The following is a 13,662-nucleotide window of genomic DNA, read 5'->3' as shown; positions in this document are numbered from 1 at the left end:
CGAAGAAGCTGAGTTCAAATGTGGGAGGGGGCTTGCCCCCAATAGCAGTGTGTCAGTTGAGGTATCAGGCGACTGATTCACCGCCATCGGGGGCAAGCCCCCTCCCACACTTAAACCGCATTCCAACAGTCGTTATTCGGCGTCGCTGAAGTCGTAGTGCAATTCATTATCCCGGCTGCTGATGCGCACACCCGCCAGCGCCTTGCCCTCAAGCATGCGCGTGAGGAACTCACGGCTCATGTCCGGCAGCAGGCTGTTGGTGAGGATGGTGTCGATCATGCGTCCGCCGCTTTCGGTTTCGGTGCAGCGCGAGACGATCAGGTCGACCACCGCGTCGTCGTAGTCGAAAGCGACCTTGTGGGTATTCTCCACGCGCTTCTTGATGCGGTTGAGTTGCAGGCGGGTGATCGCCTTGAGCATCTCGTCGCTCAGCGGGTAGTAGGGGATCGTCACCAGGCGGCCGAGCAAGGCAGGCGGGAAGATCTCCAGCAATGGCTGACGCAGGGCCTTGGCGATTTCTTCCGGCTCGGGGATGTTCGCCGGGTCTTTGCAGACGCGGGAAATCAGCTCGGTACCGGCGTTGGTGGTCAGCAGGATCAGGGTGTTCTTGAAGTCGATCACCCGGCCTTCGCCGTCTTCCATCACGCCTTTGTCGAACACCTGGAAGAAAATTTCATGCACGTCCGGGTGGGCTTTCTCCACCTCGTCCAGCAGCACCACGCTGTAGGGTTTACGCCGCACTGCTTCGGTCAGCACGCCGCCTTCGCCGTAGCCGATATAGCCCGGTGGCGCGCCCTTGAGGGTCGACACCGTGTGAGCTTCCTGGAACTCGCTCATGTTGATGGTGATCACGTTCTGCTCACCGCCGTACATGGCCTCGGCCAAGGCCAGGGCGGTTTCGGTCTTGCCCACGCCGGAGGTGCCGGCGAGCATGAACACGCCAATCGGCTTGCTCGGGTTATCGAGGCCGGCTCGGGAGGTCTGGATGCGCTTGGCGATCATCTGCAGGGCGTGGTCCTGGCCGATGATGCGTTTCTTCAGGTGCTGGTCGAGGTTAAGCACCGTCTCCAGTTCATTGCGAGCCATGCGGCCCACCGGGATACCGGTCCAATCAGCGACCACCGAGGCCACGGCCTGGTAATCCACGGTCGGTAGGATCAGCGGAGTTTCGCCTTGCAGCGCGGTCAGTCGCTGTTGCAGATCGACCAGTTTCGCACGCAACTCATCGCTCTCGTTGTTACCCGCATCGCTGTCCACAACCCCGGCCTTTTCACGCAGGGTGGCACGGGTGGCGAGCAATTCATCCACCAGGGTTTTCTCTTCGGCCCAGCGGCTTTCCAGGGTCGCCAGGCGCTCACGCTCGGCGCTTAACAGGGTTTCGCTGTTGCTCTGGCGCGCACCAATGTCGATGCCGATGGCATGCTCGCGGGCGATGATTTGCAGCTCGGTTTCCAGGGCTTCGATGCGGCGGCGGCTGTCGTCCACTTCGGCCGGTACGGCGTGCAGGCTGATGGCGACGCGGGCGCAGGCGGTGTCCAGCAGGCTTACGGATTTATCGGGCAACTGGCGCGCCGGGATATAGCGGTGAGACAGCTTTACCGAGGCTTCAAGGGCTTCGTCGAGGATCTGCACCTGGTGGTGTTTCTCCATGGTCGAGGCCACGCCGCGCATCATCAGCAGAGCTTTGTCTTCCGACGGTTCAGCAACTTGCACGACCTGGAAGCGGCGGGTCAGCGCTGGGTCTTTCTCGATGTGCTTCTTGTACTCGGCCCAAGTGGTGGCGGCCACGGTACGCAAGGTGCCACGGGCAAGGGCGGGCTTGAGCAGGTTGGCCGCATCACCCGTCCCGGCGGCGCCACCGGCACCTACCAGGGTATGGGCTTCGTCGATAAACAGGATGATCGGCTTGGGCGAGGCTTGGACGTCTTCGATGACCTGGCGCAGGCGCTGTTCGAACTCGCCTTTCATGCTGGCGCCGGCTTGCAGCAGGCCGACATCAAGGCTGCGCAGTTCCACGTCTTTCAGTGCAGGCGGCACGTCACCGGCGACGATGCGAAGGGCGAAACCTTCGACCACGGCCGTCTTGCCGACGCCGGCTTCACCGGTGAGGATCGGGTTGTTCTGGCGGCGGCGCATGAGGATGTCCACCAGTTGGCGGATCTCTTCGTCACGGCCGACGATAGGGTCGAGCTTGCCGCTGCGAGCCTGTTCGGTCAGGTCGACGGTGAAACGCTTGAGGGCTTCCTGTTTGCCCATCGCACTCGGTGCCATGGCGCCGCTGGCCTCGCCTGGAACACCGGCGTTAAAGCCGTCGCTGGCGCTCAAGGCGTTTTCCGGCGAGTCGCCAACGTATTCATCAAAACGCTCGCTCAGTGCCTCGGCCTTGATCTTGTCGAATTCCGAAGACAACCCCAGCAGCGCGTGGCGCAAGCTTGGCGTCTTGAGGATGCCTAGCACCAGATAACCGGTGCGCACCTGGCTTTCGCCGAACATCAGGCTGCCGTATACCCAGCCGCGCTCCACGGCTTCTTCCACATGGGACGACAGGTCGGTGATCGACGTCGAGCCACGCGGTAGGCGGTCCAGGGCTTCGGTGAGGTCACGGGCCAGGCGCGCCGGCTCGACGTTGAACTGGCGGATGATGCGGTGCAGGTCCGAGTCCTGCAGTTGCAGCAACTGGTGAAACCAGTGGGCCAGTTCCACATACGGATTGCCCCGCAACTTGCAGAACACGGTGGCGGCTTCGATGGCCTTGTAGGCCACGCTGTTGAGTTTGCCGAACAGTGCGGCGCGACTGATTTCACCCATGCTCTGGATTCCTTGAGGTGGTGGCTTGATCGGCGTAATGCCGGGCCAGGATTAGGTCGTTGGCGTCATGCTCGGGATTGCCGAGCCAGGTGTTAAAGCCCAGGCGGAACTGGCCATTGAGTTGCAGCGCCGGTACTTCGGGTTGTTGCAAAACCAGGTTCAAGTCCCAGTCCAATTCATGGCCCAGGTACTCGGCCACCCACGCCACCAGCTCGTTGAACGGCTGACTGCCGGGCAGCATGCCCATGTAGTCGTCCAGCTTGAGCGGGCCCAGGCGGATACGGAATTTGTGCTGGCGGTCCCACACATGGCTGCCCAGGCAAAAGTCCACACCCAGCCGGTTGGCGCTGACACTCACACGGCTGCGCTCTGGCAGTTCCAGCCATTGGCCGACGTATTCTTCAATCTCCACCGGCAGGCCAAAATACTCGCCGAGGATTGCCTTCAAACCGTCTGGGTAACGGGTTTGCGCTGATAAGTGACCGCTGTAATGCAGCTTCGCCGTGTCGGGAATCAGCCCTTGGTTGAGCAGACTCGGCATGCCTCGACCACTTAAGGCGGCGAGGCGTGCAGACCAGTAGTCATCATCCGGTCGGTCATGGCTGACCGTCGGCCGCGCCTCGGCCCAAGCCCGATAAAACAGGCTTAGCAGGCGGTGGTGGAAGACGTCCAGGAACTGCTTGCTGGTGCTGTCAGCATTGTTGCGCTGGCGCTCGCGTACGTACTCGGTGATGTGCAGCGGCAACGGGCCGTTCGGGCCGCCGAGGCCAAAGAAGAACTGCTCCAGGCGTGCGGGTTTGCCATCGCCGCCGGGGTCGACCGACGCCAGGGTGGCCGGGGCGAACGTGCAATCGGCCTGTTGCCCCAAGCGTAGCGGGTCGTCTGCCAGGCGCAGGGAATGGCCCAGGCGCGGCAGGTCCGGCGATTCGCACTCGATACGCCGCAGCGCCTGGAAGAAATCGTATTCCCAGGGCTCCTGATGCATCGCATCCAAAGTACTCACAGGGTCGGACGACGCCCGGGCTTGGCTTTCCATCGCATGATCTCGCCGCGTTCGGTGGTACGGATCACCGTCTCGGTAAAACTGTTGATCGACACGTAGCGTGCCAGGAAGCGTTCCAGCACCGCACCGAGCAGGAACACGCCGGTACCGCGAAACGCGTTTTCATCGAACTCCAATGTGATCTCAAGACCGCGGCCAAATACGATCGGTCCGGGCATCGGCAGGCGCCGGGTGACGGCCTTGCTGCTGACGTCGCGCAGACCTTCGATCTGCAATTGCAGGGCGGCGTCATTGCTGTCGCCATACAGGCGCAGTAATTCGCGCAAGGCACCCGCGCCCTGGCCTTGTTCGCTCAGGGACAAATAGTTGAGCGACAACTGGCTGATCAGGCGCCAGGCCTTGGCATCATGGGCATGGCTGGCGCGCGGGCGACTTGGGCCGGCGACGCAACGCACGGATAAAACCGGCGCGCTGTCGGAGAGGGTGAAGTCGGTCTTGCCATTGCCCACGCTCATGAACAACGGCAAATCGCGATTCGTGCACAGCGCCGTCACGCCCAGTTGGCGCAGGTCGTGGCCGTAGGGCGCCTGGCGGCTGTCCACCAGGCTGACGAAGGTTTCGCTGCCCACGTAGGTAGAGCGTGGGCCATTGCGGCGTTGGTCGCTGGATAGCACGCGCGGCTCGCGACGCACCGTGTAGTACGCCTGGTCGCGGCCATAACGGGATGGATCGCGTACCGCATAGAACGGCAAGAATGGCTGCTCTGGCCCCGTACCGTGGCCGGTGATGCCGCTCAGCGAGTGAATCTCGAAATCCATCGGCCGTGTGCGGTCGGCGATCACGTGGTGCTCGTTGACCCGGTCGGACAAGTGGATGCGGTCCACGCGCTTCGGGAACAGGTTGATCGCCGGGGTGCAGAACGGCAGGAATTGCGCCGCGCCGACGCTGCCTTCCAGGCTCGGTTCGTGACGGTCGAACAGCACGATCAGCTCCAGCTCCTGGCCGTCGCAACGTTTGACCGCGCGGCTCAGTTCGGCGAATTCGACGAACAGGAAACGGTGGGGCAGGGCGAAGTATTCCTGCAACAACCGATAGCCCTGGAATGCGCGCGCAACGACCGGCATAGCCGCGTCGGCATCGTCGAAACCCCGGGAGCGCAGTGCGTCCTGGGGCAACCGCTCAACCCAATCGCCACCCGGCTTGCGCGCAAACACCGCGCAGGCGTTGCCCAGCAGTTGTTCGTAAAGGCGGAACGGCTGCTCGTCGGCGCCGCTGAGGTACAGCGGCAGGTTGTCCAGGTCGAGGCTGTTGAACGGCAATTCGGCGCCGGTGCGCAGGGTCAGGCGCAGGCCGGCCTTGGCTTTCGGCTCACTGGCGGCCAGGCGACCGAGTACGGCGGCGGGGTTGCCGAAGTACTCGGCATTGCTGACCTGCAACGGCCACAACGTCACCGGGTGTGCGGTGCGGTACTCGCAGCAGGTCTGGGTTTCGCGGCCCAGGGCGGCACGCAACACGGTATCGCGCGGCAGCGGGAAGCCGCTGGCCAGGGAGCCTTCGTCGGGGTCGGTCTGCAATTGCACCACGGTCATCGACGGGGTCGGCGCCAGGTAGTGCGGGTAAGCGATTTCCAGCAGGTTGTGGGTGAAGGTCGGGTACTCGGCGTCGAGTTTGAGCTGTACGCGGGCGGTGAGGTAAGCGAAGCCCTCAAGCAAACGTTCGACATACGGGTCGGCGCAGTCCATGCCAGACAACGTCAGCCGACTGGCGATCTTCGGGTATTCCTTGGCGAACTCGGCGGCGCTCTCGCGCACGTGATGCAGTTCTTGGTTGTACAGCTCCAGCAGACGCGGATTCATGGACGTCTCCGCTGGTCGGCATTGACCACGCGCACGTGGCCCGATTCAAGGTCGAGGTCGGTTTGCAGCAAAAGGCGCAACGGCACCGGCTGCGCCCACAGGTCGCCTTCGATCTCGAAACTCAGGGCGTTGTGATTCATCTCGCCATGGCCAACGCGGGCCTTCACCCGCAGGGTATGGCGAAGGATGCGCGGTTCAAAGGTGGCAATCGCCTGGTAGATCAGGGCTTCCAGAGCCTTGATATCGACACTGGAAACGCTGTTGCCCGCCAATGCAGGTAGGCCGTAATTGACCACCGAGGTACCGGCCGGGGTGTGCAGCGTGGCGTCGGCATCGAGCAACGACGTGGTATTGAGCAACCACGCCAGGTCGCGCAGCACCGAGGCTTTCAATTGGGTCAGGGACAGCACGCGTTTGTCGGCGCTTTCCTTGGGATTGGTTGGGTCGTCGTCAGTCAGCCGGTCCAGCAAGGACGGTTGCAGACGGTCGCGGGAAGCGATTTCAGTTACCACCAAAGCAGCTCCACGGACGGGTTGTGAGAGGGACGGTTGTTCTGAGGGGCAGGGCTAGTGGCCGTGGCATGAGACCACGGCCACCAGGGCTATCAGCGCTTGGTGTTGGAACGGATGTTCCAGCCAAACTTGATTGCGCCGCCGTCTTTGGTGCCGTCAGCTTTCTGCGGCTGGTAGTCAACCATCACTTGGGCGAAGTTCAGGGTAACGTTCTCGGTCAGGCGGTCATCGGAGCCCGAACCGCCGGTGCTCAGGGACGTGACCAGCACTTCTTCCAGGTTGATCACCATGTACTCGACCTGGCTTTCACCACCGGCCTTGCGCACAGTCAGCTTGACCTTGTCGATGTGCTTGCCGCTGGCGCAGTGCATCATCAGGTTCGGCGAAGCTTTGTCGACGTACTTGGTCAGCGACAGGTCCTGGATATTCACCTTGCCTGCACCACCACCACCGCCCACGTGCATGTTGCCGGACTGGGCCATGCCCCAGCTCCAGTTCAGTACGTCGATTTCGTCCTTGTGGGCCTTGTCCATGGACTCGCCCTTGATGTCGCCGATCTTGATGAAAATATCAACAGCCATGTTTTCTCCCTGTGTGGCGCTTGCCACTGAATTTGAGTAACTCCAAATGGGCAGTGCCTTTGTGTGGGAGGGGGCTTGCCCCCGATGCAGGCACCTCGGTGTGTCAGTCACACCCCAGTGATGCTATCGGGGGCAAGCCCCCTCCCACAGAAGAGCCAGCTCATCCGTGGGTTAGGCGCTTTTCGCCGAAGGCAGTTTCGATACCAGGCGCAGCGACACGGTCAGCCCTTCGAGCTGGTAGTGCGGGCGCAGGTAGAACTTGGAGTTGTAGTACCCCGGATTGCCTTCGACGTCTTCCACGATCACTTCGGCGGCAGCCAATGGGTGCTGGGCCTTGGTGGTTTCGGTGGAGTGCGCCGGGTCACCGTCGACGTAGTTGAGGATCCAGTCCTGCAACCAGCGCTGCATCTCGTCCTTCTCTTTGAAGGAACCGATTTTGTCGCGCACGATGCACTTCAAGTAATGCGCGAAACGGCAGGTGGCGAACAGGTACGGCAGGCGCGCGGCCAGGTTGGCGTTGGCGGTGGCGTCCGGGTCGTCGTATTCGGCCGGTTTCTGCAACGACTGGGCGCCGATGAACGCGGCGAAGTCGGTGTTTTTCTTGTGCAGCAGCGGCATGAAACCGTTCTTCGCCAGCTCCGCTTCACGGCGGTCGCTGATGGCGATTTCGGTCGGGCACTTCATGTCCACACCACCGTCGTCGGTAGGGAACGTGTGGGCCGGCAGGTTTTCCACTTCACCACCGGACTCCACGCCACGGATGCGCGAGCACCAGCCGTAGTGCTTGAACGAACGGTTGATGTTCACCGCCATCGCGTATGCGGCGTTGGCCCAGGTGTACTTGGAGCTGTCGGCGCCGTCGGTATTTTCTTCGAAGGCGAAAGCTTCCACCGGGTCGGTCTTGGCGCCATACGGCAGACGCGCCAGGAAGCGCGGCATGGTCAGGCCGATGTAACGCGAATCTTCCGATTCACGCAGCGAGCGCCAGCCGGCGTATTCCGGGGTGGTGAAGATCTTGGTCAGGTCGCGCGGGTTCGACAGTTCCTGCCACGAGCCCATGCCCATCACGGTCGGCGAGGCCGCAGCGATGAACGGGGAGTGCATGGCCGCGCAGACTTTCGACAGCTCGCCCAGCAACTCGACGTCCGGAGGCGACTGATCGAAGTAGTAGTCGCCGACCAGGCAACCATACGGTTCGCCGCCGAACTGGCCGTATTCTTCTTCGTACATTTTCTTGAAGATCGGGCTCTGGTCCCACGCGGTGCCCTTGAATTTCTTCAGGGTCTTGTGCAGGTCCGGCTTGGAGATGTTGAGCACGCGGATCTTGAGCTGCTCATCGCTCTCGGTGTTGTTGACCAGGTAGTGCAAGCCACGCCAGGCGCTTTCCAGCTGCTGGAAGTCCTGATGGTGGATGATCTGATTGACCTGGGCGGTGAGCTTGGCGTCGATGGCGGCGATGATCGATTCGATCGACTTGATCGCGTCGTTGGACACCAGGTCTGTTTGCGCCAGAGCCTGTTCGGCCAAGGTGCGCACAGCGGTTTCCACAGCTTCGCGGGCACGCTCGGTCTTGGGTTTGAACTCTTGCAGCAGCAGGTTGGCGAACTCGCTGGCTTCTTCGGTGGCACCCAGGATCTGGCTGCCTTCGCGGGCGGTATTGTCAGTCATGATTATTGGTCCCCTGCAGGCTTAGGCGCGCTGGCAAGTGCCTGAAGCAGTGCCGGGTCCTTGATTGCCTTCATGATGATTTCTTCAGCGCCGGTCTTGCCGTCCATGTAGGTCAGCAGGTTGGCCAGCTGGGTGCGGGCTTCGAGCAACTGGTTCAGCGAGTCGACTTTGCGCGCCACGGCGGCCGGGCTGAAGTCGTCCATGCTTTCGAACGTGATATCCAGGCTCAGGTTGCCTTCGCCGGTCAATTCGTTCGGTACGTGGAACGCTACGCGCGGCTGCATGGCCTTGAGGCGCGAGTCGAAGTTGTCGACGTCCACTTCAAGGAACTTGCGATCAGCCACTGGCGCCAGAGGCTCGGCAGGTTTGCCGGCGAGGTCGGCCATCACACCCATCACGAAGGGCAGCTGGACCTTTTTCTCGGCGCCGTAGAGCTCGACGTCGTACTCGATCTGCACCCGAGGCGCGCGGTTGCGCGCGATGAATTTCTGAGAACTTTGCTTCGCCACGTTGCTGCTCCTGGTCGCTTGAGCGACGGTGTTGTTACTGCGCAGTCGGACGGCTTACTCGCCGTCCGGCCCACGCAGGTTTTCAAATTGGGACATGCCATCGGGAATCAGATTGCGCACGATCGCGGCAAAGTCGGCATGCACCAGATTCTTCGCTCGGTTCAACAGCACCGGCAGCGGGCTCGAAGGCTCGTGACGGGTGTAGTACGCAAGGATCTTGTCCAGGCTGCGCAGTACATCATCGCGGCTGGCGATATCGCCGGCCGGGCGCGATGCCGCAGGGGCAGCGGCGTACTCGACCGAGGGGGCATTGTCGTCACTGACGGCCTCGGGTTCGCTGCTGCCTTGGGTGTCTGGAACCGCTTGATTAAGCACTTGCAGCGCCTGCTTGAGCGGTTGTTTCAAGAGGGTCAGGTCCACGCCTTGGGCTGAACCGACCTGGTCGCTGACCTGCTGCTCAATGGCTTCGCAAGCCGCACGCGCGGCGCTCAAGGCGTCGCGGGTGGCTTGCAGGTGTTCGGGGTCGCTGTCGAGGAATGCGGCGTTCAGTTGCTGGGCGCCGAGCTGTTCGTCGGGGAAATTCATCAGGCCGCTGGCATTCAGCGCGGCGCGCAGGCTCACGGGGCCGAAGGTGCGCGAGCGCGTGAGGATGCTTTCGCGCAGCAGGCGAATGGTCGCGTCACTGGTCAGGCCGGACAGGGCGTTGATGCGCACGGTCGGGTCGTTGTCGTCGTCGGCATCCAGGCGCGGGTGCAGGTCGGACCAGTATTCGCGCAACAGGGCGTCGATCAGTTTCAGGACGTCGGCCAGCCCGGCCACACCCTGGAGGGCGAGGGAACTTTGCAGGAGGAAATGGGTGATGCGCAGGTCTTTGCTGCGCTGCAGCAGGTCGAGGCTCTGCTGCTGGATGCTGCGCCAGTCCGGCGGCTCGGCGGGCAAGATGGAATCACCCATGCTGCGCTCAGGCTGGCCCTTGGCATCACGCTCCAGTTGGAGAAATTGCGCGTCATATTCCATGTCTTCGCCACAAGGCGAAGTCGCGGAAACGGCGGTGAGCAGCAACGGCACATCCACTGAAATTGATCTCCCTATCAGCCCGTTATATGGCGGGCAATTCATGCATTAGTTGCGCGAGGAACTTTGCATGTTTTCTTGGTCATATAAGCACGATGCTACTAATGTGCCATCATTGGTGTTCAAGAAGTTGTGCATTTTTGGTGTAGTAGTTAGGGCTTGTCAAGGTAAGCTATTCGCCCTCTGTGACAGATGTGCGGTGCTTAACAACCTGCGCGACTGGTGGGTCGAACGGCGCACCGGGACAGGATTTTTGTCATAGAGCCCAGTTAAGATCAGCGATCATGCTGGCATCGGCCGGTTGTAGACGGTCGGAGGCACGATCTGATGGGGAACTCGCGGGATTCTCTGTCCCGTGAATCGCTCGCGCGCGAAGTATCAGCAAGGAGGCAAGATGTCGCTGTGTTTGACTATCACTAGTTATCACAAGATTACCCCAGGGCAGTGCGCCGAAAAGTCCATGAACCAGGGCTCGATGGCGATCGGCCGCAGTTCGGATAATGACTGGGTATTGCCTGATCCTGAGCGGCTGGTGTCTTCACAACATTGCGTAATTCAATACAAAGATGGCCGTTATTATTTAACCGATAACAGCACAAACGGTGTGGAGTTGGTTAACGCCGGTGTTCGCATGCGCCGGGGTAATAGCGAGCTGCTGCAAAATGGCGAGCTGATCCGCATCGGCGATTACGAGATTCAAGCGCGTATCGACTTCAACGTTCAGGTCGCCGATAGCCAGCCGTTTGCCGGTGAATCGCCGAACAGCTTTGAGGCACTGATGGGGGCCGTGGTGAACGCTCCGGTGGCGACCCCAGTAATTGCGCCGCAGTTTCAGGGCGCCTCGTCGATGGACACCCTGCCGGACCTGTTCGACTTCCTCAGCCCCACCGCCGTGCCGCCGCCGACCGTGCCGGACCACGTGCCCTGCGAACAACACGACTTCCGTCCGCCGACACCTGTGGCTGTACCGGTGGTCGAAGCGCCCCCAGTGTCGGGCTCGGTGATTCCTGAAGACTGGGACTTGTTCGGCGACGCGCCAGCGCCGTTGGTCAGCGCGCCGCCACCCCCACCTCCAACCGCGCCGATCATCCCGCCGCCACCCGTGGTCGAGCCTATGCTCCCCGTGGCCGACAGCCAACAACCCGACCTCTTGCAAGCCTTCCTGCGCGGCGCTGGCCTCGACCAGTTGCGTCTGGACAAAGCCCAAGCAGAGGCCCAGATGGAAAGCATCGGCCGCAGCTACCGGCTGATGGTCGAAGGCTTGATCGATGTGTTGCGCGCACGCGCCAGCCTCAAGGGCGAATTCCGCATGCAGCAGACGATGATCCAGCCTGCTGAAAACAATCCGTTGAAATTTGCCCCGAATGCCGAGGAAGCGTTACTGCTTTTGCTTCGTCATGGAAACCAAGCGTTTATGGCGCCGGACCTTGCCGTGCGGGACAGTTTCGACGACTTGCGTGCCCATCAGTTGGCCGTGATGGCCGGGGTGGAAGCCGCAATCAAACACCTGCTCACGCGCTTCGAACCGGCTCAGCTGGAGGAACGCATGGGCAAGCCCGGCGGGCTGTCGAGCATTTTCAACGGCTCGCGCCAGGCCCAGTACTGGCAGCAGTTCACCGAGCTCTACAGCAATATTTCCCGCGAGGCCCAGGAAGACTTCCAGGACCTGTTCGGCCGCGAATTCAGCCGAGCCTACGAAGAACACAGCGCACGACAGCGTCGCTAATCGCCGCGCCGCAGCAATGGATCAACGGATAGCTAAGTACGTCATTGAGGACGCAGGATGATTCCCAGGTTTTTACTCGCAGTCGCCACCGCGCTGCTGCTGACGGCGTGTGCCAATGACGCCGTCAAACCCGAAGCGGCAGCCGAGGAGCAAGCGGATACCGCTGCGGTCGAGTTGCACTTCCACGCGATTTCCGGGCTTAACCCCGGCCCCAACGGCCAGGCCGCGCCGGTTCGGGTGCGCATTTTCGAGCTGAAAAACGCCGCCACCTTCGGCCGCTCCGACTACTTCGCCCTGGCGGACCGCGCCCAATCCACCCTCGGCCTGGACCTGCTGGACCAAGACGAAGTGATGGTCCAGCCCGGCCAACAACTGAGTATCCAGCGCGATCTCGACCCGTCCACGCGCCAGATCGGCTTGCTGGTGGGTTACCGCGAGTTGGACCGCGCGCAATGGCGCACGGTGATCAACGTGCCGGCGCGCCAGTACACCGAATACCAGATCAGCCTCGATGTGCGTGCCGTGCGCGCCGACGTCGTGGTTTCCCCATCCAGCCCTGCCCAATAACAAGCAATCGGAGCCCCCATGTCCTGGAACAATCGCGTGGTCTGGTCGGAAGGCATGTTCATCGGAACGCAGCACTTTCAGCAGCATGACCGTTACCTGGAAAACCTGATCGACGCCCGCAGCCGCCCGTTGGCCGCTGGTGCCTGGGGCTTTTCCGAGTTGCTGATCGACCAGGGCCTGCTGGCCCAGGGCAAGCTGGCCATCGTCTCGGCGCGTGGCCTTTTGCCCGACGGCACGCCGTTCAATATCCCCCAGGACGACCTGGCACCAAGCCCGCTGAACATCGACGACAACCTGCGCGATGGCCTGGTCTACCTGGCCTTGCCGCTCAAACGCGCGGGTGCGCGGGACACGGTTGACGAAGGTGAAGCGCTGGAAGCCGCACGTTACGTGAGCCAGGTGCGCGAAGTGCGCGACGACAACGCCCCGTTCGAAAACCGTGCGCCCGTGGCCGTGGGGTCCCGTGCCCTGCGCCTGCTCACTGCCCAGGATGGCATCAGCGATTACGCCGCCATCGGCCTGGTGCGTATCAAGGAAAAACGTGCAGACCGTGCCCTGGTGCTCGACGACACCTACATCCCTCCGGTACTGGACGTGGCCGCGAGCAAGCCGCTGACCGCGTTTCGCAGCGAACTGCTGGGCCTGTTGCACCAGCGCGGCGAAGCCCTGGCCGGCCGCGTGGTCGCCTCGGGCGCCGGTGGTGCGTCGGAGATTGCTGACTTCATGCTGCTGCAATTGGTCAACCGCGCCCAGCCGCTTATCCAGCATTTCAGCCAGTTGAGCCCACTGCATCCGGAGCGCTTCTTCAGCGAACTGGTGAGCCTGGCCGGTGAGTTCTCGACCTTTTCCACCTCGGGTCGTCGTCCCCAGGAATACCCGCAGTACCAGCACGATGACTTGGCCCTGAGCTACGCCCCGGTGATGGCGGCTCTGCGTGAAGCGCTGTCGATGTTGATCGATAGCAAAGCCACACCGATCCCGATTGTCGAGAAAGCCTACGGCATCCACGTGGCGATGCTCGCCGACAAAACCCTGCTCGACAACGCCAGTTTCATCCTGGTGGTGCGTGCCGATGTGCCTGGCGAAACCCTGCGCGGCCGCTTCGGCCAGCAGAGCAAGGTCGGCGCGGTGGAGCACATCCGCGACATGGTCAACCTGCAACTGCCGGGCATTGGCCTGGTGCCGTTGCCGGTGGCGCCGCGCCAACTGCCGTACCACGCGGGCAGCACTTATTACGAGCTGGACCGGGGCAGTGAGCATTGGCAGCAACTAAGCAACTCCGGCGGCTTTGCCTTCCATATCGCCGGGCAGTTCCCGGGCTTGAACTTGGCCTTCTGGGCGATCCGAGGATAATCCGC

Annotated in this window: 11 protein-coding genes; 3 read left to right on the top strand and 8 right to left on the bottom strand. The window is 62.1% G+C overall.

Annotation, left to right across the window (positions count from 1 at the left end):
* Nucleotides 1-132 precede the first annotated feature (132 nt).
* From tssH to tssA, 8 genes are all read right to left on the bottom strand, one after another.
* Complete coding sequence (gene tssH, locus ACEN2T_RS09060; protein WP_032884440.1) at nucleotides 133-2,808, bottom strand: type VI secretion system ATPase TssH; 2,676 nt, start codon at nucleotides 2,806-2,808, stop codon at nucleotides 133-135.
* Complete coding sequence (gene tssG, locus ACEN2T_RS09055; RefSeq protein WP_032884439.1) at nucleotides 2,801-3,844, bottom strand: type VI secretion system baseplate subunit TssG; 1,044 nt, start codon at nucleotides 3,842-3,844, stop codon at nucleotides 2,801-2,803. The genes tssH and tssG overlap by 8 nt, the downstream gene beginning before the upstream one ends.
* A complete protein-coding gene (gene tssF / locus ACEN2T_RS09050) occupies nucleotides 3,808-5,667 on the bottom strand; it encodes a type VI secretion system baseplate subunit TssF (RefSeq protein ID WP_095185221.1) in 1,860 nt (619 codons plus the stop codon). The genes tssG and tssF overlap by 37 nt, the downstream gene beginning before the upstream one ends.
* Entirely contained in the window at nucleotides 5,664-6,179 is a 516-nt protein-coding gene (gene tssE / locus ACEN2T_RS09045) for a type VI secretion system baseplate subunit TssE (RefSeq protein ID WP_005792513.1), read from the bottom strand. Before tssE ends, tssF begins: the two co-directional genes overlap by 4 nt.
* Before the next feature lie 92 nt (nucleotides 6,180-6,271).
* Nucleotides 6,272-6,760, bottom strand: a complete 489-nt coding sequence (locus ACEN2T_RS09040) for an Hcp family type VI secretion system effector (RefSeq protein WP_017735732.1) — start codon at nucleotides 6,758-6,760, stop codon at nucleotides 6,272-6,274.
* Nucleotides 6,761-6,931: 171 nt separating this feature from the next.
* The gene (gene tssC, locus ACEN2T_RS09035; RefSeq protein ID WP_032884437.1) at nucleotides 6,932-8,428 is read right to left on the bottom strand and encodes a type VI secretion system contractile sheath large subunit; all 1,497 of its coding nucleotides are present in this window, start codon (nucleotides 8,426-8,428) and stop codon (nucleotides 6,932-6,934) included.
* 2 nt (nucleotides 8,429-8,430) lie between these two features.
* The gene (gene tssB, locus ACEN2T_RS09030) at nucleotides 8,431-8,937 is read right to left on the bottom strand and encodes a type VI secretion system contractile sheath small subunit (protein WP_010207547.1); all 507 of its coding nucleotides are present in this window, start codon (nucleotides 8,935-8,937) and stop codon (nucleotides 8,431-8,433) included.
* Nucleotides 8,938-8,991: 54 nt separating this feature from the next.
* Complete coding sequence (gene tssA, locus ACEN2T_RS09025) at nucleotides 8,992-10,011, bottom strand: type VI secretion system protein TssA (RefSeq protein ID WP_099601763.1); 1,020 nt, start codon at nucleotides 10,009-10,011, stop codon at nucleotides 8,992-8,994.
* Between the two features lie 394 nt (nucleotides 10,012-10,405).
* Between tssA and tagH the strand changes: the two genes are divergently transcribed.
* From tagH to tssK, 3 genes are read left to right on the top strand one after another with little or no spacing between them, the layout of a single operon-like run.
* Entirely contained in the window at nucleotides 10,406-11,737 is a 1,332-nt protein-coding gene (gene tagH, locus ACEN2T_RS09020) for a type VI secretion system-associated FHA domain protein TagH (RefSeq protein ID WP_122681904.1), read from the top strand.
* A 57-nt stretch (nucleotides 11,738-11,794) separates the two neighbouring features.
* Nucleotides 11,795-12,304 carry a type VI secretion system lipoprotein TssJ gene (tssJ, locus tag ACEN2T_RS09015; RefSeq protein ID WP_122681905.1) on the top strand — a complete coding sequence of 170 codons (510 nt, stop codon included), beginning with the start codon at nucleotides 11,795-11,797 and terminating at the stop codon, nucleotides 12,302-12,304.
* Between the two features lie 18 nt (nucleotides 12,305-12,322).
* Nucleotides 12,323-13,657 (top strand): type VI secretion system baseplate subunit TssK, encoded by a 1,335-nt coding sequence (gene tssK, locus ACEN2T_RS09010; protein ID WP_095185217.1) that lies wholly within the window; start codon nucleotides 12,323-12,325, stop codon nucleotides 13,655-13,657.
* The last annotated feature ends 5 nt before the right edge of the window (nucleotides 13,658-13,662 follow it).

Origin of the sequence: Pseudomonas sp. W22_MBD1_FP4, assembly GCF_052113765.1 — a bacterium.
Classification (GTDB): Bacteria; Pseudomonadota; Gammaproteobacteria; order Pseudomonadales; family Pseudomonadaceae; genus Aquipseudomonas; species Aquipseudomonas sivasensis.
Note: the sequence above shows the minus strand (reverse complement) of the source record. Positions and strands in the feature narration are given on the sequence as shown.

What these genes read in the sequence shown, in the direction of transcription:
- tssH (WP_032884440.1), bottom strand. Translation starts at nt 2,808, where the DNA reads ATGGGTGAAATCAGTCGCGCCGCACTGTTCGGCAAACTCAACAGCGTG.
- tssG (WP_032884439.1), bottom strand. Translation starts at nt 3,844, where the DNA reads ATGGAAAGCCAAGCCCGGGCGTCGTCCGACCCTGTGAGTACTTTGGAT.
- tssF (WP_095185221.1), bottom strand. Translation starts at nt 5,667, where the DNA reads ATGAATCCGCGTCTGCTGGAGCTGTACAACCAAGAACTGCATCACGTG.
- ACEN2T_RS09040 (WP_017735732.1), bottom strand. Translation starts at nt 6,760, where the DNA reads ATGGCTGTTGATATTTTCATCAAGATCGGCGACATCAAGGGCGAGTCC.
- tssC (WP_032884437.1), bottom strand. Translation starts at nt 8,428, where the DNA reads ATGACTGACAATACCGCCCGCGAAGGCAGCCAGATCCTGGGTGCCACC.
- tagH (WP_122681904.1), top strand. Translation starts at nt 10,406, where the DNA reads ATGTCGCTGTGTTTGACTATCACTAGTTATCACAAGATTACCCCAGGG.
- tssJ (WP_122681905.1), top strand. Translation starts at nt 11,795, where the DNA reads ATGATTCCCAGGTTTTTACTCGCAGTCGCCACCGCGCTGCTGCTGACG.
- tssK (WP_095185217.1), top strand. Translation starts at nt 12,323, where the DNA reads ATGTCCTGGAACAATCGCGTGGTCTGGTCGGAAGGCATGTTCATCGGA.